Source organism: Devosia limi DSM 17137 (genome assembly GCF_900128975.1).
In the GTDB taxonomy this organism is placed as follows: domain Bacteria; phylum Pseudomonadota; class Alphaproteobacteria; order Rhizobiales; family Devosiaceae; genus Devosia; species Devosia limi.
In genome coordinates this window covers 211,162-229,977 of sequence record NZ_FQVC01000003.1, presented here as the reverse complement: position 1 = coordinate 229,977, position 18,816 = coordinate 211,162, and the positions used below count along the sequence as shown (strand labels likewise).

The 18,816-nt window shown below is 62.9% G+C and carries 18 protein-coding genes and 1 tRNA gene; 6 read left to right on the top strand and 13 right to left on the bottom strand.

All coding sequences use genetic code 11. The features are described from left to right. Positions 1–192 precede the first annotated feature (192 nt). Entirely contained in the window at positions 193–630 is a 438-nt protein-coding gene (locus tag BUA69_RS06640; RefSeq protein ID WP_046133759.1) for a GNAT family N-acetyltransferase, read from the bottom strand. A 139-nt stretch (positions 631–769) separates the two neighbouring features. On the opposite strand from BUA69_RS06640, the gene BUA69_RS06635 reads away from it, so the two are divergent. Further along, positions 770–1,381 (top strand): LysE family translocator, encoded by a 612-nt coding sequence (locus tag BUA69_RS06635; protein ID WP_046133760.1) that lies wholly within the window; start codon positions 770–772, stop codon positions 1,379–1,381. Positions 1,382–1,476: 95 nt separating this feature from the next. Here the strand turns inward: BUA69_RS06635 and BUA69_RS06630 are convergent, their stop codons facing one another. The 7 genes from BUA69_RS06630 to fliF form a co-directional block, all read right to left on the bottom strand. Beyond that, complete coding sequence (locus tag BUA69_RS06630; RefSeq protein WP_046133761.1) at positions 1,477–1,755, bottom strand: putative quinol monooxygenase; 279 nt, start codon at positions 1,753–1,755, stop codon at positions 1,477–1,479. A 1-nt stretch (position 1,756) separates the two neighbouring features. Beyond that, the gene (gene flhA, locus BUA69_RS06625; RefSeq protein ID WP_046133762.1) at positions 1,757–3,889 is read right to left on the bottom strand and encodes a flagellar biosynthesis protein FlhA; all 2,133 of its coding nucleotides are present in this window, start codon (positions 3,887–3,889) and stop codon (positions 1,757–1,759) included. A 133-nt stretch (positions 3,890–4,022) separates the two neighbouring features. Next, on the bottom strand, positions 4,023–5,387 hold the full coding sequence (flbD, locus tag BUA69_RS06620) for a sigma-54-dependent transcriptional regulator FlbD (protein WP_046133763.1): 1,365 nt from the start codon (positions 5,385–5,387) through the stop codon (positions 4,023–4,025). 10 nt (positions 5,388–5,397) lie between these two features. Continuing rightward, positions 5,398–5,688, bottom strand: coding sequence for a flagellar motor switch protein FliN (gene fliN, locus BUA69_RS06615; RefSeq protein WP_046133873.1), 291 nt, complete (start codon positions 5,686–5,688; stop codon positions 5,398–5,400). 56 nt (positions 5,689–5,744) lie between these two features. Further along, on the bottom strand, positions 5,745–6,383 hold the full coding sequence (locus tag BUA69_RS06610) for a FliH/SctL family protein (protein ID WP_046133764.1): 639 nt from the start codon (positions 6,381–6,383) through the stop codon (positions 5,745–5,747). A gap of 3 nt (positions 6,384–6,386) precedes the next feature. Continuing rightward, the gene (gene fliG / locus BUA69_RS06605; protein ID WP_046133765.1) at positions 6,387–7,463 is read right to left on the bottom strand and encodes a flagellar motor switch protein FliG; all 1,077 of its coding nucleotides are present in this window, start codon (positions 7,461–7,463) and stop codon (positions 6,387–6,389) included. A gap of 2 nt (positions 7,464–7,465) precedes the next feature. Next, a complete protein-coding gene (fliF, locus tag BUA69_RS06600) occupies positions 7,466–9,037 on the bottom strand; it encodes a flagellar basal-body MS-ring/collar protein FliF (RefSeq protein ID WP_244468683.1) in 1,572 nt (523 codons plus the stop codon). Positions 9,038–9,252: 215 nt separating this feature from the next. Here fliF and BUA69_RS06595 point away from each other — a divergent pair, with 215 nt between their 5' ends. After that, on the top strand, positions 9,253–9,876 hold the full coding sequence (locus BUA69_RS06595) for a glutathione S-transferase family protein (protein WP_046133767.1): 624 nt from the start codon (positions 9,253–9,255) through the stop codon (positions 9,874–9,876). A gap of 308 nt (positions 9,877–10,184) precedes the next feature. On the opposite strand, the gene sciP is transcribed toward BUA69_RS06595, so the two are convergent. The 3 genes from sciP to BUA69_RS06580 form a co-directional block, all read right to left on the bottom strand. Then, on the bottom strand, positions 10,185–10,463 hold the full coding sequence (sciP, locus tag BUA69_RS06590) for a CtrA inhibitor SciP (RefSeq protein WP_035102845.1): 279 nt from the start codon (positions 10,461–10,463) through the stop codon (positions 10,185–10,187). A gap of 222 nt (positions 10,464–10,685) precedes the next feature. Then, a complete protein-coding gene (locus BUA69_RS06585) occupies positions 10,686–11,414 on the bottom strand; it encodes a flagellar hook assembly protein FlgD (RefSeq protein WP_072866493.1) in 729 nt (242 codons plus the stop codon). A gap of 9 nt (positions 11,415–11,423) precedes the next feature. Next, positions 11,424–12,899: a flagellar hook-length control protein FliK gene (locus BUA69_RS06580; RefSeq protein WP_046133768.1), complete on the bottom strand. Its 1,476-nt coding sequence runs from the start codon at positions 12,897–12,899 to the stop codon at positions 11,424–11,426. A 267-nt stretch (positions 12,900–13,166) separates the two neighbouring features. On the opposite strand from BUA69_RS06580, the gene mnmA reads away from it, so the two are divergent. Beyond that, positions 13,167–14,318, top strand: a complete 1,152-nt coding sequence (gene mnmA / locus BUA69_RS06575) for a tRNA 2-thiouridine(34) synthase MnmA (protein ID WP_046133769.1) — start codon at positions 13,167–13,169, stop codon at positions 14,316–14,318. 5 nt (positions 14,319–14,323) lie between these two features. Here the strand turns inward: mnmA and BUA69_RS06570 are convergent, their stop codons facing one another. Beyond that, positions 14,324–14,518 (bottom strand): hypothetical protein, encoded by a 195-nt coding sequence (locus BUA69_RS06570; RefSeq protein ID WP_046133770.1) that lies wholly within the window; start codon positions 14,516–14,518, stop codon positions 14,324–14,326. A 210-nt stretch (positions 14,519–14,728) separates the two neighbouring features. Between BUA69_RS06570 and BUA69_RS06565 the strand changes: the two genes are divergently transcribed. Then, positions 14,729–15,241, top strand: coding sequence for an RNA polymerase sigma factor (locus tag BUA69_RS06565; protein WP_143154455.1), 513 nt, complete (start codon positions 14,729–14,731; stop codon positions 15,239–15,241). Next, the gene (locus BUA69_RS06560; protein ID WP_244468684.1) at positions 15,238–17,331 is read left to right on the top strand and encodes a vWA domain-containing protein; all 2,094 of its coding nucleotides are present in this window, start codon (positions 15,238–15,240) and stop codon (positions 17,329–17,331) included. The genes BUA69_RS06565 and BUA69_RS06560 overlap by 4 nt, the downstream gene beginning before the upstream one ends. 113 nt (positions 17,332–17,444) lie before the next feature. On the opposite strand, the gene BUA69_RS06555 is transcribed toward BUA69_RS06560, so the two are convergent. Beyond that, complete coding sequence (locus BUA69_RS06555) at positions 17,445–18,395, bottom strand: ring-cleaving dioxygenase (RefSeq protein ID WP_046133772.1); 951 nt, start codon at positions 18,393–18,395, stop codon at positions 17,445–17,447. A gap of 297 nt (positions 18,396–18,692) precedes the next feature. Here BUA69_RS06555 and BUA69_RS06550 point away from each other — a divergent pair. Continuing rightward, a tRNA-Met gene (locus BUA69_RS06550) sits at positions 18,693–18,769 on the top strand. Positions 18,770–18,816 lie beyond the last annotated feature (47 nt).

Genomic DNA, 18,816 nt, shown 5'->3' with positions numbered 1-18,816 from the left:
GAAACCCTTGCTGCGACACTGCGCGCGGGGCTCCCGACATGAAGGACCATAGCGTGGAAAGCGGGGCGGGGCACCCGCGGGTGCCGATCGTCGTTAAAACGTTCCTAATTGGTTAATGGCGGCGAGGGCATTTGAGGGATGGGTGCATGCACAGGACATCTCTGCCCGGCGCGGGAGCGACCCGGTGTCGGGCTAGAGGTCGTAATTGCGCATGGCGCGGTGGGGCATGCCGCCGTCGGGAAACTCATCCCCATATGCGACGAAGCCGAGCTTTTCGTAGAACGCGAGCTTGTCGGACTGGGCAGCAAGATAGAGACGCTCCTGGCCCCGCGCGCGTGCGTGCTCGATTGCGGCGCGCATCATGGTCCTGGCAATGCCATGGCCGCGCCAGTGCTGCCGGACTGCGACGCGGCCGATCTTGGTGTGCTCGGGGCGGGCGATCAGGCGCAACGTGCCGACCACTTCGCCTTCGACGATGGCGACGAAGTGAGTGGCGGTCAGGTCGTGGGCGTCATGTTCGTCTTCCTCGGGCACCTTCTGCTCCCAGACAAACACCTCGCGGCGCAGGGCGAAGGCAGCGTTGCAAAGGGCCGAAAAGGGTGGAACCTGAAGAATAACGGGCGTGGTCATGGTGGTCCTGATGCTGAAAACAGGCGCAGTCTAACCAAGCGCGGTCGGCGAGAAAACCGGGGGTGTGCAGAGAACCCTGCATCCGCTTGCGCCAGCTTGGCGCAGTGCCTAGGCTGGCTGCCCCAGGCTGGAGGATCCCGTGAGCATTGAATTTCTGCTGACTACCCTGATCGTCGTCGCGGCGCCGGGCACCGGGGTGCTCTATGTACTGGCGGCGGGCCTTGCGCGCGGGATGCGGGCCAGCATGGTTGCATCCTTCGCCTGCACCCTGGGCATTCTTCCGCATCTGATCGCGGCGATTTCGGGGCTGGCGGCACTGCTGCATACCAGCGCCGTGGCTTTTGAAGTCATCAAATATCTGGGTGTAGCCTATCTGCTCTATATGGCGTGGAAGACGCTGCGTGAGACGGGTGCCCTGAGCGTCGCTGGCGACGCGATGCCGCGTTCATTCCGGCAGGTCATCGTCGATGGCATCCTGCTCAACATCCTCAATCCCAAGCTTTCGATCTTCTTTTTTGCCTTCCTGCCGCAATTTGTGCCGATTGGGCAGGGCAATGCCGTGCCGGTCATGCTGGAACTCAGCGCCGTGTTCATGGCGATGACCTTCGTGGTGTTCGCGGTCTATGGCCTGTTCGCCGCCGCGATCCGCAGTCACGTGATATCGCGCCCGGCGATCATGATGTGGATGCGCCGCACCTTCGCCGGTGCATTCGTCCTGTTGGGCGCCAGGCTCGCTCTGACCGAGCGCTGATCTTTGTAGCGCAAGGACACTGCATCGCCCCGCAGGTCGACAGCCTGGAAAACGCCGTCGACACCGAGGTGCACTTTCGGCGCACCAGGCTGGGCTTACTCGGTGCGAATGGAATAATGGCGCGACAGGCCAGCCGTGACCTTAGCCCAGGCTGAAGTCGAGGCGCGCTGTTGGTGCGTCTCGAAAGCGGCCTGGTCTGCAAAGACTTCGGAGACCTCGAAATGCGTCGGCACGTCCGGATTTTGGCTGACAGAGAAGGCCAGGCAGCCCGGTTCGGCGCGGGTCAGCGCGATATGGGCCGGCAAAGCCGCGGCGACCGCTGCGATACGGTCGAGCGGCACCTCCAGATAGCCATCCAGGTAGACCTTGCCCATCCTAGATGCTCCCGATGGTCTTGAGGCGGATGCGGGGGTGGACCTCGTTCTGGCTCATTACCACGGTCTGTGGGCGGAAGCGTTCGACGATGGAGCGGACATGCGGGCGGATGCCCGGCGAGGTGATCAACACCGGCAGCTCACCCATTTGGGCGGCCCGTTCAAAGCCCTGTTGTACCGCGCCAATGAACTGCTGCAGGCGCGACGGTGCCATGGCGAGGTGGCGGTTCTCGCCATCGCCGACCATGGCTTCGGCGAAATCGCGTTCCCAGGCCGGCGAGAGAGTCAGGAGCGGCAGATTGCCGTCCGGGCCCATATTGGCGGCGCAGAGCTGGCGGGCAAGGCGCGAGCGGACATGCTCGGCAATGGTCTGGGTCGAGCGGCCGGGGCCGGCTATCTCTGCCATGCCTTCGAGGATGGTTGACAGGTCGCGGATCGAGACACGTTCGTTGAGCAGGGCCTGCAGCACGCGCTGGATGCCCGAAACCGAGATCAGGCCGGGCACGATGTCTTCGACCAGCTTCTGCTGATCCTTGGAGAGGCCGGCCAGCAGTGATTGCACATTGGCGTAGCTCAGGAGGTCGGCAACATTGGCCTTGAGCACTTCGGTCAGGTGCGTCGAAATCACCGTCGAAGGATCGATGATCGAGAGTCCGCGCAACTCGGCCTCATCGCGGAAAGCGGGCTCGATCCAGGTTGCAGGGAGCCCGAAAGTGGGCTCGGTGGTGTGGTGGCCGGGCAGGTCGATCTCGCGCCCCATCGGATCCATCACCATCAGCTGATTGGCCCAGATCTGCCCATGGCCAGCTTCGACTTCCTTGATACGGACTTTGTAGTCATTGGGTTCGAGCTGCATATTGTCCAGAATGCGTACCGGCGGCATGACGAAGCCGAGTTCGGCGGCCAGCTGGCGACGCAATGCCTTGATTTGCTCGGTCAGGCGATCGGAGCCGTTCTCATCTTCCTTGACCAGGCTGAGCAGGCCATAGCCCAGCTCCAGCTTGAGTTCGTCGATCTTGAGGCTGTCGCTGATCGGCACTTCGGCGGCCGCGCCGGCGGGTGCCTGGGGATTGTCTATGGCATCCTTGAGCGCAGCAGTCGCCTTGTCGGCATCCTTGCTGGCAGCCGAGCGCCAGGCCAGATAGCCGACGCCCCCGGCCAGGGCCATGAAGGGGAAGAACGGCATGCCCGGCAGGAATGCGAGAACGCCCATCACCGCCGAGGACATGCCCAGGGCCTTGGGATAGCCCGTAAACTGGGCTGAAAGGGCCTTGTCGGCCGAGCCGGTGACGCCCGACTTGGAGACGAGAATGCCGGCGGCGGTCGAGACGATCAGCGCCGGGATCTGAGAGACAAGGCCATCACCAATGGTCAGCAGCGTATAGACATTGCCAGCCTCCTGCAGGGAAAGACCCTCCTGCATCATGCCGATGATCATGCCGGCGATAACATTGATGAAGGTAATGATCAGGCCGGCAATGGCGTCGCCGCGCACGAATTTGGAGGCACCATCCATATTGCCGAAGAAGGCGCTTTCGCCTTCGAGTTCGGCGCGGCGCGTCTTGGCGGCCGCTTCATCGATCAGCCCGGCGCTCAGGTCGGCGTCGATGGCCATCTGCTTGCCGGGCATGGCATCGAGGTTGAAGCGGGCCGCAACCTCGGCGATACGGCCGGAACCCTTGGTGATGACAATGAAGTTGACGATCACCAGGATGATGAACACCACCACGCCGATGATGAAATTTCCCCGCATGATGAAATTGCCAAAGGCTTCGATCACGTGGCCGGCGGCATCGGTGCCGGTGTGGCCCTCGCTCAGGATCAGGCGGGTGGTCGCCAGGTTGAGGCCGAGCCGGAACATGGTGGCGATCAGCAGCACCGTCGGGAAGGATGAGAATTCCAGCGGTTTCTGAATGAACAGCGCCGTCATCAGGATCATCACCGAGAAGACGATCGAGATCGCCAGCAGCATATCCAGCAGGATCGGCGGCATCGGCAGGATAAGGATGACGATGATGCCCATAACGCCGGTGGCGAGGGCAATGTCGCCCGAGCGCAAGGTGGTGAGCACCGCGGCGAGAGTGGGGATCTTGAAAGCGGGGCCGGGCACCTTGCCGGAGGGGGCATCGGTCATGATTTGGGCCCGTAGTGAATAGACGCTGTGAAGGGCGTGCTAGCAGTGCGGCAAGGAAACAGCAATGCCCTCCCCGAACCGGGGAGGGACTGGAAGGAGCCGGCGATGATGGTGCGCGAGCTCCTGGACTGCACTAGGCGACCCGCTGCTCACCGGGAGAGGGCACCAGGGTGCCCTCGTCGGCATATTGATTGAGCTTGTTGCGCAGGGTTCGGATCGAGATGCCCAGGATATTGGCGGCGTGGGTGCGATTGCCCAGCGTGTGGTCGAGGGTATCGAGGATCAGGTCCCGCTCCACATCGGCCACGGTGCGGCCGACCAGGGCGCGCGACATGGTTTCGGCGGTCTGGGCCAGCTGCGACGACAGCGAATGGCTGCGCGCCGCCTCGGTCAGGCCGGTGCCATCGGGCATCAGGATGGCATCGGCGCCGATCATGTCGCCGGACGAGAGCAGAACGGCGCGGTGGAGGGTGTTTTCCAGTTCGCGCACGTTGCCGGGCCAGGGCGCGCGGAGCAGGGCGTCGCGCGCCTCGGCATTGAGCATGCGTGGCGGCAGGCCATTGGCCTTGGCATATTTGGCGACGAAATGCTCGGAAAGCGCCGCGATATCGCCGGGGCGGTCGCGCAAGGCCGGGAGCTTGAGGTTGACGACATTGAGACGGAACAGCAGGTCCTCGCGGAACTGGCCCTCGCGGACAGCGTCGTTGAGATTGCGGTTGGAGGTGGCGAGGATCCGGATATCAACCGGTACCGGCTTGGCGCCGCCAACGCGATCGATCAGGCGCTCCTGGATGGCGCGCAAGAGCTTCGCCTGCAGGCGGAAATCCATTTCGCTGATTTCATCGAGCAGCAGGGTGCCGCCATTGGCCTCTTCGAACTTGCCGATACGCCGGGCCACGGCGCCGGTAAAGGCACCCTTTTCGTGGCCGAACAGCTCGCTTTCGAGCAGGGCCTCGGGAATGGCGGCGCAGTTGATCGAAATGAAGGGCTTGTGGGCACGCTTGGAGCGTGAATGCACGTAGCGGGCAATGACCTCCTTACCGGTGCCGCTTTCGCCAGTGATCAGCACAGAGGCTTCCGAGCCGGCGATCTGGTCAGCCATCTTGACCACGCGTTCCATTGCCGGGTCGCGGAAAAGGAATTCGCTGTTGTCGCGGGCAACGGCAGCGATTACCGCCGCTATCAGTTCGGCATCGGGCGGCAGCGGGATGTATTCCTTGGCGCCAGCGCGGATGGCGTTGACGGCGGCTGCGGCATTGGTCTCGACGCCGCAGGCAACCACGGGAATGGAGATGCGTTCAGCTTCCAGGCCAGCGATCAAGCCGACAATGTCCATCATCACATCAACCAGCAGCAGGTCCGCACCGCGCCCGGCGCGCAAAGCGGCCAGGGCGATCTCGATGGAGGGCGCATGGGCAACCTTGGCGCCGCCGGTCATCGCCATCTTGGTGGCGGTGCTCAACTGGCCTTCGAGGGCTCCGACGATCAGCAGTCTCATGGCGAGCTCCCTATTGCGGCTTGATGATTTCGGTCATGGTGACGCCGAGCCGGCTTTCGACCAGCACGATTTCCCCACGGGCGACCAGACGATCATTGATGAATATCTCGACGGCTTCGCCGACCTGACGGTCGAGTTCGATGACGGTGCCGACATCCATGCGCAGCAGCTGGGAAACCGGCATCTTGGTGCGACCGAGCACGACCGAAATGCGCACGGGAACGTCGAAAACGGCCTCAAGATCGGAGGCGGATTTTTCGGCAAAGGGTTCGGGATCGCCGGGGCGGCCGGGCGGCATCATTTCCTCGAAGGAAATTGGCTCCTGGGCGGTGATGTCGTCGTTCGGAGTGTTCGGGCTCAATGGGCCGTCCCCTCATGCTGGCCGCGCTGGGCGGCGATGTAAGCTGAAATCTTGCTGTCGATGGATCGCGAGATGGCATTGATGTCGCGCACGATGCCGCCATCGACCCATTCAAGCCGGCCATCGCCGAGGCGCTGGTCGGGGTCGCCCATGACGATCAGCCGCCCCGAAAAGCCGGAGGTTGCCATATGGGCGGTAGCGATGTCGCGAATAGCGTCGGCAATCTCTGGATGGCAGCGGATGACAAGGTGCGGCACGCCCTCCAGGCTCTGCATGCATTCGGCAATCAGCGCCGCAAGCTCGGCGGCCGGCTGGCGGGCAAGCAAGTGGACAGCCAGTTTGCGGCCGACGCTGGCGGCCAGTTCGATCGCTTCACGCCGATTGGTCTGGCTCGCATCGTCGAGCGCCGCGACCATCTCGCTACTGCGGGCCGCAATGGCGCCGGCGGCGGCGGCGATGGTTTGCGCGGCCATGGCAGTGGCGTTGCGCTCCCCCTGGGCCTTGCCTTCGGCATAGGCTTCTTCGCGCGCCTGGGCGAGCAGCTGGGCGACGAGATCTTCGGGCATGGTGGGGACGGGCGCTGCGGTGCGCTCTCCCAGATCCAGATCGAAGGTGAAGCGGGCGGGCTGGGCCATGGTCTAGGCCACCATCTGGTCGTCGGACTTGGTCTTGAGGATGATGATTTCACCCTTGGCGGCCAGATCCTTGGCGACGGAGACCATGCGGCCCTGCGCTTCGTCGACGTCCTTGAGCCGAACCGGGCCCATGGCTTCCATATCGTCGCGCAGCAGCTTGGCAGAGCGTGCGGACATATTGGCGAAGAAAAAGTCCTTGAGCTGGTCATTGGCACCCTTGAGGGCCATAGCCAGTTCCTTCTTGTCCATCTTGCTGAGCAGGGTCTGGATGGCAGATGCCTCCAGGCGGCTCAGGTCTTCGAAGGTGAACATCAGCGCCTTGATGCGCTCGGCATCCTCCCGGCTGTTTTCCTCGAGCGTGGTGATGAAGCGAGCTTCAGTCTGACGATCGAAGGAGTTGAAGATTTCAGCCATCTGTTCGTGACTGTCGCGGCGCTTGGTGTGGCTAAGCGTCGACATGAATTCGGTGCGCAGGGTGGTCTCGATCTTTTCGAGGATTTCCTTCTGCACCGGGTCGAGCCCGAGCATGCGCTGGACGACATCCATCGCCAGCTCTTCGGGCAGAACGGCCAGTACCTTGGAGGCGTGGTCGGTGGCGATCTTGGACAGCACTACGGCGATCGTCTGGGGGTATTCGTTCTTCAGGTAGGCAGCGAGAACGTCCTCCTGAACGTTGGAGAGCTTTTCCCACATATTGCGGCCGGCAGGTCCGCGAATTTCTTCCATGATCGAATCGACGCGATCCTGGGGCAGGAACGACAGCAGCAGGCGCTCGGTCGTGTCGGAATTGCCCGAGAGCGAGCCATTGGAAGAAATAGTCGTGACGAATTCGATCATCAGATCGTCGAGCATTTCCTGGGTGATCGGGCCCAGGCGCACCATGGCGCGCGACAGGGCCTTGATCTCGAGTTCGTCGAGTTCGTTGAAGATCGGCTTGCCATAATCGGGACCAAGCGCCAGCAGCAGCACGGCAGCCTTTTCGTCGCCCTTCAGGATACGCTGATTGGTGCTGTTGCCGAGCACCAGCTGCGGGTTGACCTGGGGGGCGGTATCATCGTCGGATTGGGAAATAAGGGACATGTCTATGCTGCGCTATGGAGCCAGTCGCGCACGATCAGCGCGGCCTGCTTGGGGTTTTCCTCGACCAGCGTACCGACGGTCTTGAGGGTCTGGAGCTGGGTTTCGCCCATCGATTTGGCGTTGCTGACCCAGGCGGGTGTGCGGTCGTGCGGCGTCTCGTCGCTGGGAACCAATTCCCCGCCGGCGCCCGTCATGGCCAGGGCGCCCATTTCTGTGCCCGGCGGCAAGGCTAGCGGCTGGGCTTCGGGCGACAAGACCCGGCGCAGCAGCGGGCGCATGACGAAGAATACCAGAGCGAGCGCGATCAACAGGGTCACGGCCATTTCTGCGCCATTCATCAGGTCGTCGCGGGTGAAATCGAGCAGGCCACCATTGGCGTCGGTGCCGGCAGAAGTCAGGCCCGGACGCTCGGCGAACTGCATGTTGACCACTTCGACGCTGTCACCGCGCGCTTCCGAATAGCCAACGGCGGAGCGGACCAGTGCCAGGATCTGGGCGATCTCTTCAGACGTGCGCGGCGCATAGGTCGCGGTCCCGCTGACATCGGTATAGACTCCATCGACAACGACGGCGACCGACAGGCGCTTGAGCGCGCCGGCTTCGGTGACGGCGGTCTGGGTGGTCTTGGAAATCTCGTAATTGGTGACTTCTTCGGTGCTCTTGCCCTGCTCGGTAGTGCCGGCGGCGCCGTTGTTCTGGCTGGCGCCGGGCAGCTCGTTCGCAACCGTGACCTGGCCGTCATTGCCATTGGCCAGGTTTTCCTGCTCGCGCACCTGGCTCGAGCGAACGACCTGGCTTTCGGGGTCGAAGGTTTCCGAGGTGGTCGTGGAGCGGTTGTAATCGACTTCGGCGGAAACTTCGACGCGGGCGCGACCGGCGCCGACGACGTTGGCAAGCAGGTCTTCGATGCGGGTGCGCAGGCGATTCTCGTAACCGAGCGTGCGTTCCGCCGCTTCCCCGGACAGCGCGCCGGCCTGGGCGTCTTCGGTGCCGGAGGCCAGGAGACGTCCGGTGTCGTCAACGATCGAGACGCGGGTGGGGGTCAGGCCCTCGATGGCCGAGGCCACCAGATGCTGGATCGCGCGGATTTCACCGGCGGATAGCTCGCCGCGCACACCCAGCACGATAGAGGCCGATGGATCCTTGCGCTCGCGGCGGAACAGTTCGCGCTCAGGCAGCACCAGATGCACGCGGGCGCTCTTGATGCGGGCCAGCGAAGCGATGGTGCGGGCGAGCTCACCTTCCAGCGCACGGACATTGTTTATGTTCTGCACGAAGCTGGTGGCGCCCAGCGTATTCTGCTCGTCAAAGATTTCGTAGCCGACCTGGCCGCGCGTCGGCAGGCCCGAGCCGGCCAGGTTCATGCGCAGGGTCGTAATCTGGTCGCGGGGAACCAGAATGGTGTCGCCTTCGCCACGCAGCTCGAACGGAACGTTCAGGGTCTGCAATTCGGTGACGATAGCCGAGGAGTCTTCCAGCGTAAGGCCGGTATAGAGGGGGGCCAGGGTCGGCGCCGAAGCGCGCATGACCAAAAAGCCGAAGAAACCGAGCATCAGAACCGCTACGGTTGCCATCGCAGCGACTCGCGGCATCCCTATGCGGTTGATAAGCTTGGTGAAGTTTTCCACGCCGTCTCTCAATTCTTGTCAGGCGGTCGGGCGCGAAACACACAAACCAGCCGTTAGGCAAAAATTACCTAGTAGATGGTAAACAATGTCTTAACTACAGGTGGCAGAATGCGAATTCCGGCAAAAAATGCCGATCAGGGTGAGGAAAGGGTGAAAGCGCGATGCTGAAAATTCTCGGACGAGTGACCTCGATCAATGTGCGCAAGGTCACATGGGCTGCGGCCGAAATGGGGGTGCCGTGTGAGCGCACGGATTGGGGACTGCCGCTGCGCGATCCCAAAGTGCCCGAGTTCCTGGCGCTCAACCCCAATGGCCAGGTGCCGGTGATCATCGACGACGGCTTCGTGCTGTGGGAGAGCAATGCCATCCTGCTCTATCTGGGTGAGAAATACGGCCGGGGTGGCGTGCTGCCGGCCGACATCCAGCAGCGGGCGCTGGTGCAGCAATGGCTGGTCTGGCAGGCGACGGAATTGGGTGCCTATTCGGGCTATCCCGTGCATGCGCTGATCCGCAAGACGCCCGGCTATGAAGATCCGGCCAGGCTGGCCGATGCGATCGCGCGCTGGACGCGGACGATGGAGATCCTTGAAGCGCAGGTCGCCAAGACCGGGGCCTTTATCGCGGGTGACGCATTCAGCGTCGCCGACATCGCCATCGGGCTGACCGTACATCGCTGGTTCAGCGTGCCTATCGAGCGCGTGGCGTTGCCGGCGGTGGAGGACTATTACGAGCGGGTGAAAGCCCGGCCGGCGGGTGCGGAGGTGATGACCGCAGCAACGCCGTAAGGGTTTTCGGCGCGTGCTCAGCGACTTGCGGTTGCCGCCTGCCTACGCGCCCACGTGAATTCTTAGAGTCACTCCACCCACCGGCTGCCCACGGACTTGATCCGTGGGCCGTTCTCCGCTTGTGCCGGGTTGGGAGTGGTCCCCGGATCAAGTCCGGGGACAGCGCGGTGGTTGGGACGGGTTGGTGGTCATTGAGTTTTCCGAGCACGGGAAGGATATCCCGCCTGCGCGAGGACTTAGTGGGCAGCCGCAAAACACAAAGCCCGCCGGCTTGCGCTGGCGGGCTTTGAAAGAGTTGGCCTGGAGCATTAACCTTCGCGGTAATGCTGGATCCAGGTGGTCCGCAGACCGGCAAGGCCATGTTTATCGATGGCGGCCTGCCAGTTGAGGAACTCATCGACGCTCAGTGTATAGCGGTCGCAGGCCTCTTCGAGGCTGAGCAACCCGCCGCGCACTGCTGCGACGACTTCGGCTTTACGGCGGATGACCCACCTCCGCGTATTGGCGGGGGGAAGATCTGCAATCGTGAGCGGACTTCCGTCCGGTCCGATAACGTACTTAACGCGAGGACGCATTTGTACGGTCATTTTACTCTCTACTCGACCTGACCATATAGGTTGAAGAGTAGCCCGTTGCCCTTAAAATTCGACTAAGGGGAAACTTACAACAGGTTAAGAATGATCTGGATTTTCAATTGATTGGAATCCAGCTCCGCCGCCTCTGGAAAGACTTGCTGAGGCCCCGCAATGGCAAGTCGGACATGCAAAAGACGGGCCCTGCGACCCGTCCTGGCATTAACCGTGATGGCCTCAGGCGGCTTCGGATTCAGTGTCCGCGTCGGTATCAGTATCGGGCTTGGGATCGACCGGTTTGTTCTCGATCGGGATACGCACGTTGGTGACGTCGGAGAGTTTTATCTTGGAGCCGCCGACTGTCAGGATGGGCTCGGAGCCGGAGAAGTCGACAGCAGAGACCACGCCGACGGTCGATGTAGAGATGGCGACGTTGTTGCCGGCCAGGTTCTTGCCATCGATGCTGATCGTATAGGCGCCATCGGGTCGCAGCTTGCCATCCGAGCCGACGCCGTTCCACAGGAAGTTGCCGGGGCCCTTATTGAGTGAGCCGGTTTCGGTATAGACGACATTGCCCAGCGCATCCTTGATGGTGACGCGCGCGTCGGATACGGCCGCATCGGCATTGTAAGCCCAGGTGGCGCCGCCACCCTTGAGCTCGGACTTGGTGCCAGCGGCGGTGACTTCCTTGCCGATATAGGAGACGGCGTCGGTGTTGACCGCCGACTGGTTGGCCAGCATCAGCGCTTCGAGATAGGAATTGGCCTTGAGCTGCTGCTCGACACCGGTGAACTGCACCAGCTGCTGAGTGAACTGGTTGGTATCCATCGGGTCCAGCGGGTTCTGGTTCTTCAACTGGGTGGTCAGGATGTTGAGGAAGGTGTCGAAATTGTCGGCGATGCCGCGCCGGCTCGTATCGAGCGTGGAACCTGTGCCGGAATTGCCTGAAACGCCGCTGACAGCCATGACAGTCTCCTACGCGATGATATTGACGCCGCTGGCCGTGAGGCTGCCGCGATAAAGATTGACGGTGGGGGCCGGAATATCCTCGGCCTCGGCTTCGTTGCCAAACAGTCCGCCGCGCCCGCCCTGGTCATCCTGACCCTGCTGGTTCCCACCGCTGCCATTCTGGCGCAGCGAGAATTCAAGATTGGTTTTGGCACCATCAAGGCCGGCCTGCTGCAAAGCCCGTTCCAGACCGCGCTGGTCGCGCTGCATCAGGTCGAGGGTTTCGGCCTTTTCGACGGTGAGGCGGGCATTGACCTGGCCATTGGCGTCGATGTCGAGCCGCACATCGATGCGGCCCAGTTCGGGCGGATCGAGGCGGATCTGGAAGCGGGTATTGCCCTCATTGACCTGCCGAACCAGTTCGAACGCCAGTTGCGGCAGGTTGAGCTGCTGCTGGCTGGTCTGGTAGCCGGCCTGAATGGGGCGAACGGAGGCGGCGGCCTCGACGCGGATCGGCTGGGCGCCAATCTGGCCGGTGCTCTGTGCGTCCGGGGCCGTTTCGACTGTTGCCGCCGCAATGATCGGCGCGGAGCGGTCGCTGGATTTGCTGTCGGACTGGCCTGCATTATTGCCCGCCTTGGGATCGGTAGCGACCTTGATCGCCGTGTCAGCCGTAGGGGCGACGGTGTCGGTGCTCGGCGTGCTTTTGCCAGTCAGCACTGGCTCGGAGAGCTTGAGTTCGGCGGCGGCAAAAGCGGGGGCAGGCTCGGTGGGGGCAGCCGCCGGCTTGGTCAACTTGGCGATGGCGGCGGCCAGATCGGGATCGATCGCGCTGGTTTCGCCATCGAGGCCGAGCGCGGCCAGTTGCTTGGCGTCGACCTCGCCGGTTTCCAGCGCCTGCAATAGGGCGGCAAGCTTTTCGCCCAACGACTTCAGCGTCGCGGCGGTATCGCTGCCATCATCGGTGGCACCCAGCAGCGTTTCGGCCAGCGGCGCCAGCGACTGGGACAATTGATCGGCCAGCGAAGCGCCCTCAGCCAGCGGTTGGGTGGCCAGCGCCTGCAGGTCTTCCATGCTGGGCAAGCTCTCAAGCGACACACCAAGCGCTTCGGCCAGCGCATCGAGCGCGGTGCTGAGCTTTTCGAGATCGGCCGGGGTGGGCGTAATACCGGCTTCGAGCGCAGCGCGCAGGTCGGCCAGGCCGTTGAGCAGGTCGCCCAGCAGCGGCTGGTTCATCAGCGGCTCGGCCTGGATGGGGACGACTGGGTCGACGACGGCGGCGATCAGTTCGGGATCGTCGGCACGGCGATCAGGACTATTGCTGCCGGCTTCGGTTTCTTCGGTGCGGTTGGGCTTGCGGGCATCATTGGCGCGCGTGGTGTCGCCGGCATCGCTCAGCATGCTGGCGAAGGCCTTGCGGTCCTCGCTGGATGCTGGCGGCGTGGGGCCGCGCACGGCCTTGCCGGCATTGGCTGCAGCGGTGATGATAAGGTTAGACGACACGGCAGGCGCCCTCGGCAGAGACTAATCCAGTCCCAGCGATGCAAGAGCCTTGCCAAGTCGGAGTCGTCGAAAAACTATCAGCGGTTACAATGGGTTGTGATGCCTTGGGAGGGCGCAGTGACTGCGTTTGGCCGGCGCAGGGCGGCAGCAAATGTCGCGCGGCGGCAAAAGCTGCCGGGTGTGTGTTGCCTCGCTGGGGCGAAAGGCGTAAAAGCGCCCCTCGACATTCCGTCCGCTGGCCCTTGAACCCAACCGGATACCAGAAAGATGCTGAACTCGCTTGATATCGCCAAGCGTCCCGAAGACACGCGCATTGTGGTTGCGATGTCTGGGGGCGTGGATTCTTCGGTCGTTGCCGGGCTCCTGGCCCGCCAGGGCTATGACGTGGTTGGGGTAACGCTCCAGCTTTACGATCATGGCGAAGCCACGCACCGCAAGGGCGCCTGCTGCGCCGGGCAGGATATTCATGATGCCCGCCGCGTCGCCGCCACCCTGGGCATTCCCCATTACGTGCTCGATTATGAAGAGCGCTTCAAGCAGAGCGTCATCGCGCCCTTCGCCAATGCCTATCAGCAGGGCGAAACCCCGGTGCCCTGCATTGCCTGCAACCAGTCGGTCAAGTTCATCGACCTGATGACCGTGGCGCAGGATCTGGGCGCCGACGCGCTGGCGACCGGCCACTATGTGCAGTCCCGGCTGGGTGCAGATGGCCGCCGCCAGCTGTTCCGGCCTGTCGATGCCGAGCGCGACCAGACCTATTTCCTGTTTGCCACCACGCAGAGCCAGCTGGACTACCTGCGTTTTCCGCTGGGCGGCATGGGAAAGGCCGAAGTGCGCGAACTGGCCCGCGACATGGGGCTGGAAATCGCCGAAAAGCACGATAGCCAGGACATCTGCTTCGTGCCGCAGGGCAAGTATGCCGATATCATCCGCAAGATGCATCCCGAGGCCGTCGCCACGGGGGAGATCGTTCATCTCGATGGACGGGTGCTTGGCACCCATGAGGGCATCGTCAATTACACGGTGGGCCAGCGCAAGGGCCTTGGTGTTGCCGCTGGCGAGCCGCTTTATGTCATCAAGCTCGAGCACAAGACCGGCCGCGTGATCGTGGGGCCGCGCGAGGCGCTCAAGACCCATACGGTGCGGCTGCGCGATGTGAACTGGCTGGGCGGGCGGCCATTGGCCGAGCTATCTGCCGGCAATGGCGCGCCGGTCGAGGTCAAGGTTCGCTCGACGCGTGGCCCGCAGCCCGCAGTGATCCAGATGCAGGGCGAGCATGTCTACGTCACCCTGGTGTCCGGCGAATACGGCATTTCGCCGGGCCAGGCCTGCGTGTTCTATGCCGACGATACCGCGACCTCCGAGGTCTGGGGCGGCGGCTTCATCGCCGAGGCGGTCCCGGCGGTGTTTGCCGCCTAGCGGGGTCAGGGCGTCGGCGTGCTGGCCGGTTCCACGGATTCGCCGTTCTGGGCGGCCGCGGATGCGCCCTTGAGTTCCTGGTAGGAGTTCAGGCCACCCATGGCGGTCGAAATGCCGATCAGCAGGACGAGCACGCCGAAGATCAGAAGAATGATCCGCGACGGCGTCAGCTTGAATGGGCTCAGTTTGGGTTCTTCCATCGGAATGGCCTTTCGTTGCTACGCAGATAGGCCCTTAACAGGGCATTGTCATGGTCCCGGACCGGGGCGGGTCAAAAAATCTTTGCAAATATCCCAAGGAGTGGCCCGGCAGCGGCGTCATACCTCTAGACTGTCAGCTTAGGTAAAGCACGAGTGTACGCTCCAGTGATGGGACTGACTGCCGCAGCGCCAATTGACCACGCCGCGGCGCTGACGCGGGCGCTGGTGGCGCGTGCCCAGAATGGCGATGCCGAGGCGTTTGGCGAATTGATCGAGGATCATTATGACCTCATCCATCGCACCGCCTGGAAATGGTGCGGCAATCGCAGCGATGCCGAAGACATTGCCCAGGACGTCTGCGTCAAGCTGGGCGGCGCCATTTCCGGGTTTGACGGCCGCTCGGCATTTTCCAGCTGGGTCTATCGCATCACCCTCAATGCCGTGCGCGACATGCAGCGGGCGCGGGGGCGGCGGGCGAAATATGCCGAAGCCTATGCCCATGTCAGTCCCGAAGATGTGCCGGCCGAGCAGGAAGAGGCCGCAACCTCCAGCCAGCTCTGGGCGGCGGTGCGGACCCTGCCGGAAAAACAGCGCGATTCGGTGCTGCTGGTTTATGCCGAAGAGCTGAGCCACGCTGCGGCCGCCGACATCATGGGATGCAAGGAAGCCACTGTGTCCTGGCACATCTTCGAAGCGCGCAAGACCCTGAGGGGGCTGCTATGAGCGACGATATGAACGATCCATTCAAGGCCCTGGGCCAGACCAATGTTCCCGATGCGCGCGCCGAGGCCAAGGCACGGGCGCGCACCGCCGGCATGGCTGCCTTTGCCGCTGCCAATTCCGAACAGTCGAAAAAAATCCAGTCGAGTGCCCAAGGAAGTCAGTGGCGCCGCCGTCTCATGTCCATCGTTCCATCCCTTAAAGGAAACTGGATCATGGATATGCGTCTTCCCATCGGCACCGCGGCCATTGCCTTGCTGGTGCTGCCGCTCGGCTACCAGCTTTATTCGAGTACCTCGATGACCCCGGCCGCAACGCCGACGGCCGTCGAGCAGGCCGCAACGCGCGAGCCCAAGGCTGCGACCGAGACGGCGACGACTGTTCCGGCCGCCGCGCCGCAGATTGCCCCGACCGATGAGCGCAAGGAAGCGGTCGTGGCGCCACCCGCCGTGACCCTCCCGATCACGCCCCAGCAGCAGGCAGCCGCACCGGCAGCGCCCGCGCCAATGGCGGATCAGGAAATGGCTGACATGGCCCAATCACCGCAGGGGCTGGGCAATAGCGCGGTGCTGATGCGTGCCCCTGGCCTGGTTGCAGAGAGCGAGGCGCTCTATATGCCCGCGCCAATGCCCAGCATGGTGGCGCGGCCGAATGAGCCGAGCGGGGACCAGTTCACTCGCTTTGACGAACAGCGCCTCAAGGCGGTGGCCGATGAGCCGGTGTCGACCTTCTCGATCGATGTCGACACGGCCAGCTATTCCTATGTGCGGCGCCAGCTGGAGGACGGCTCTCTGCCCGAGCCCGATGCCGTGCGCATCGAAGAGCTGATCAATTATTTCCCCTATGATTATGCCGGCCCGACCAGTGGCGACGTGCCGTTCCAGCCGAGTATCGCGGTCTATCCGACGCCATGGAATCCCAAGACCCAGCTGCTGCATATCGGCATCAAGGGCTATGTGCCGGCGGCGGGCGAGGACAAGCCGAACAATCTGGTGTTCCTGATCGATACATCAGGCTCGATGGACGAGCCGGACAAGCTGCCGCTGCTGAAACGCGCCTTTGGTCTCCTGGTCGATCAGCTATCGGGCAACGATACGGTGTCGATCGTGGTCTATGCCGGCTCGGCCGGCGTGGTGCTGGAGCCGATGGTGGCGACCGAAAAAGCCAGGATACTGGCTGCGCTCGACCAGCTCAGCGCCGGTGGCAGCACGGCGGGCGCCGAGGGCATTGCGCTGGCCTATAAGCTGGCCGAACAGGCAAAGATCGTGGGCGGCACCAATCGGGTGATCCTGGCCACAGATGGCGATTTCAATGTCGGGATCGACGAGCCCGAAGCACTGGAAGACTTCATCAAGGCCAAGCGCGATGGTGGGGTGACCCTGTCGGTGCTCGGCTTTGGTCGCGGCAATCTCGATGATGCGACGATGCAGGCGCTGGCCCAGAACGGCAATGGCAATGCCAGCTACATTTCCAACTTCCGCGAGGCTCAGAAGGTGCTGGTGGAGGAGGGCGGCTCGACGCTGGAAATGATCGCCAAGGACGTCAAGGTCCAGGTCGAGTTCAACCCGGCCATGGTCTCGGAATACCGGCTGATCGGCTATGAAACCCGCGCCCTCAACCGCGAGGATTTCAACAATGACAAGGTCGATGCGGGCGATATCGGTGCCGGTCACACCGTCACAGCGATCTATGAGATCACCCCGGTTGGCTCGGGCGCCGAACTGGTCGAACCCCTGCGTTATGGCGCGGCGGCTCCGGTGGCCGCGACCGATGTCGGCGACGAAATCGCCTTCCTCAAGATGCGGTACAAGCTGCCGGACGAGGATGTCAGTCAGCTGATCGAACTGGCGGTAACCCCGGAGCTGGTGCATGGCGATATCGCCGATATCAGCGACGACATGCGCTTCGCCGCCGCAGTGGCTGCCTTCGGGCAGAAGCTCAAGGGGTCTGATTATGGCGATATCAGCTGGGCCGATATCCGCGCCCTGGCCCAGTCCGGCCGTGGCGCCGATGAAAGCGGCTACCGCGCCGAGTTCATCCAGCTGATCGGGGACGCCGCCATCCTGAAGCCGGACTCACCGATTCAAAAGTAGGCCTGCCTGGCCTGATGCTCGCTGCGCTATCCACGATTCCGGCACGATGCATCCACGTTCCCTGCGCCAGCAGGAAAGGCCCCCCGCTTGTCGCGGGGGGCGGCTGTCCGAGACTAGACCAGCGGCTTGAGGTTGGCCTCGATACTGGCGCGTCGACCTTCGAGGAAAGGCGGCAAAGCCAGGCTTTCGCCAAGGGTTTCCATCGGCTCGTCGGCAGCAAAGCCGGGGACGTCTGTGGCGATTTCGAACAGGATGCCATTGGGCTCGCGGAAGTAGAGCGAGGTGAAGTAGAACCGTTCGACTTCCCCACTCGAGCGCAGCCCGAATTCACCGACCCGGCGCACCCATTGGCGCAGCGTATCCTGATCGGGCGTGCGGAACGCGACATGGTGGACACCGCCGGCGCCCGGCTGGGTGACCGGCAGATCCGGCTCGACAGCCACATGCAGTTCGGCCGAGGGGCCGCCTTCGCCCATCTCGAAGACATGGACTTCGCCACTGCGTTCCTTGGCCGGATAGGTGCGCACCTTGCGCATATTCATCACCTGGGTGAGCACCGCTTCGGTGCGGTCCAGCCGCGGCACGCTCATGGTGATCGGGCCTAGCCCGATGATCTGCTTGTCGGCCGGCACCGGGCTCTTGGCCCAGGGGATGACCTTGTTGGCATTGTCGATCACCATGCGGAAGCGCTGGCCTTCAAAATCCTCGAAATCGAGCGAGACATGACCGGCGCGCTCCTTGATGGCCGAGGTGCCGACATTGTGGGTCTGCAGATGCTCTTTCCACCAGTTGAGCGTCTCCTCGCTATCAACGCGCAGGCCCGTGCGGGTCACCGAATGGGTGCCGCGCTTTTCCCGACCGGTGTTGAAATCGAAAAAGGTCAAGTCGGCGCCGGGCGAGGCGACGCCGTCACCATAGAACAGATGATAGGCGGTGGTGTCGTCCTGGTTTACGGTCTTCTTGATCAGCCGCATGCCCAGGGTCTGGGTGTAGAAATTGAGGTTCTTGGCGGCCTCGGCGGTGACGGCCGTCAGATGATGAATGCCCGAAAGGGTAAGGGTCATATTCGTTCTCCTGAAGGGGCGCGTGATCTGATGTGGTCCGTTAGCGCCGTTGCCAATGAGATAGGCCATTTATCGAGTGTGGAGCAGAGGGCCAATAACAACAAGCTGTTGCCGTTTCCCGAACGATCGGGCGCGGGGTGGCTGAATTCGTGACCAATCCAGGTTGGACTATTATCGTGTTCATACTATCGCGATCAGTCAGCGCAGCGGGGTTGACAGTGGCAATGCGCAAATCTAATACGTCCATGCGCTCCCCGAGCGCTTTGCGACATGGCTTGGCCGGTCGCACCATCTTGGGGCGGAGTAGCTCAGTTGGTTAGAGCAGCGGAATCATAATCCGTGTGTCCCCAGTTCAAATCTGGGCTTCGCTACCATTTCAAACCCCTGGGAAACCGGGGGTTTTTTGTTTTCGGTCCAGAAG

What these genes read in the sequence shown, in the direction of transcription:
- sciP (WP_035102845.1), bottom strand. Translation starts at nt 10,463, where the DNA reads ATGACCGTACAAATGCGTCCTCGCGTTAAGTACGTTATCGGACCGGAC.
- BUA69_RS06630 (WP_046133761.1), bottom strand. Translation starts at nt 1,755, where the DNA reads ATGGGCAAGGTCTACCTGGATGGCTATCTGGAGGTGCCGCTCGACCGT.
- BUA69_RS06640 (WP_046133759.1), bottom strand. Translation starts at nt 630, where the DNA reads ATGACCACGCCCGTTATTCTTCAGGTTCCACCCTTTTCGGCCCTTTGC.
- BUA69_RS06560 (WP_244468684.1), top strand. Translation starts at nt 15,238, where the DNA reads ATGAGCGACGATATGAACGATCCATTCAAGGCCCTGGGCCAGACCAAT.
- BUA69_RS06555 (WP_046133772.1), bottom strand. Translation starts at nt 18,395, where the DNA reads ATGACCCTTACCCTTTCGGGCATTCATCATCTGACGGCCGTCACCGCC.
- BUA69_RS06585 (WP_072866493.1), bottom strand. Translation starts at nt 11,414, where the DNA reads ATGGCTGTCAGCGGCGTTTCAGGCAATTCCGGCACAGGTTCCACGCTC.
- mnmA (WP_046133769.1), top strand. Translation starts at nt 13,167, where the DNA reads ATGCTGAACTCGCTTGATATCGCCAAGCGTCCCGAAGACACGCGCATT.
- BUA69_RS06570 (WP_046133770.1), bottom strand. Translation starts at nt 14,518, where the DNA reads ATGGAAGAACCCAAACTGAGCCCATTCAAGCTGACGCCGTCGCGGATC.
- fliG (WP_046133765.1), bottom strand. Translation starts at nt 7,463, where the DNA reads ATGTCCCTTATTTCCCAATCCGACGATGATACCGCCCCCCAGGTCAAC.
- fliF (WP_244468683.1), bottom strand. Translation starts at nt 9,037, where the DNA reads ATGGCAACCGTAGCGGTTCTGATGCTCGGTTTCTTCGGCTTTTTGGTC.
- BUA69_RS06595 (WP_046133767.1), top strand. Translation starts at nt 9,253, where the DNA reads ATGCTGAAAATTCTCGGACGAGTGACCTCGATCAATGTGCGCAAGGTC.
- fliN (WP_046133873.1), bottom strand. Translation starts at nt 5,688, where the DNA reads ATGATGCCGCCCGGCCGCCCCGGCGATCCCGAACCCTTTGCCGAAAAA.
- flbD (WP_046133763.1), bottom strand. Translation starts at nt 5,387, where the DNA reads ATGAGACTGCTGATCGTCGGAGCCCTCGAAGGCCAGTTGAGCACCGCC.
- flhA (WP_046133762.1), bottom strand. Translation starts at nt 3,889, where the DNA reads ATGACCGATGCCCCCTCCGGCAAGGTGCCCGGCCCCGCTTTCAAGATC.
- BUA69_RS06610 (WP_046133764.1), bottom strand. Translation starts at nt 6,383, where the DNA reads ATGGCCCAGCCCGCCCGCTTCACCTTCGATCTGGATCTGGGAGAGCGC.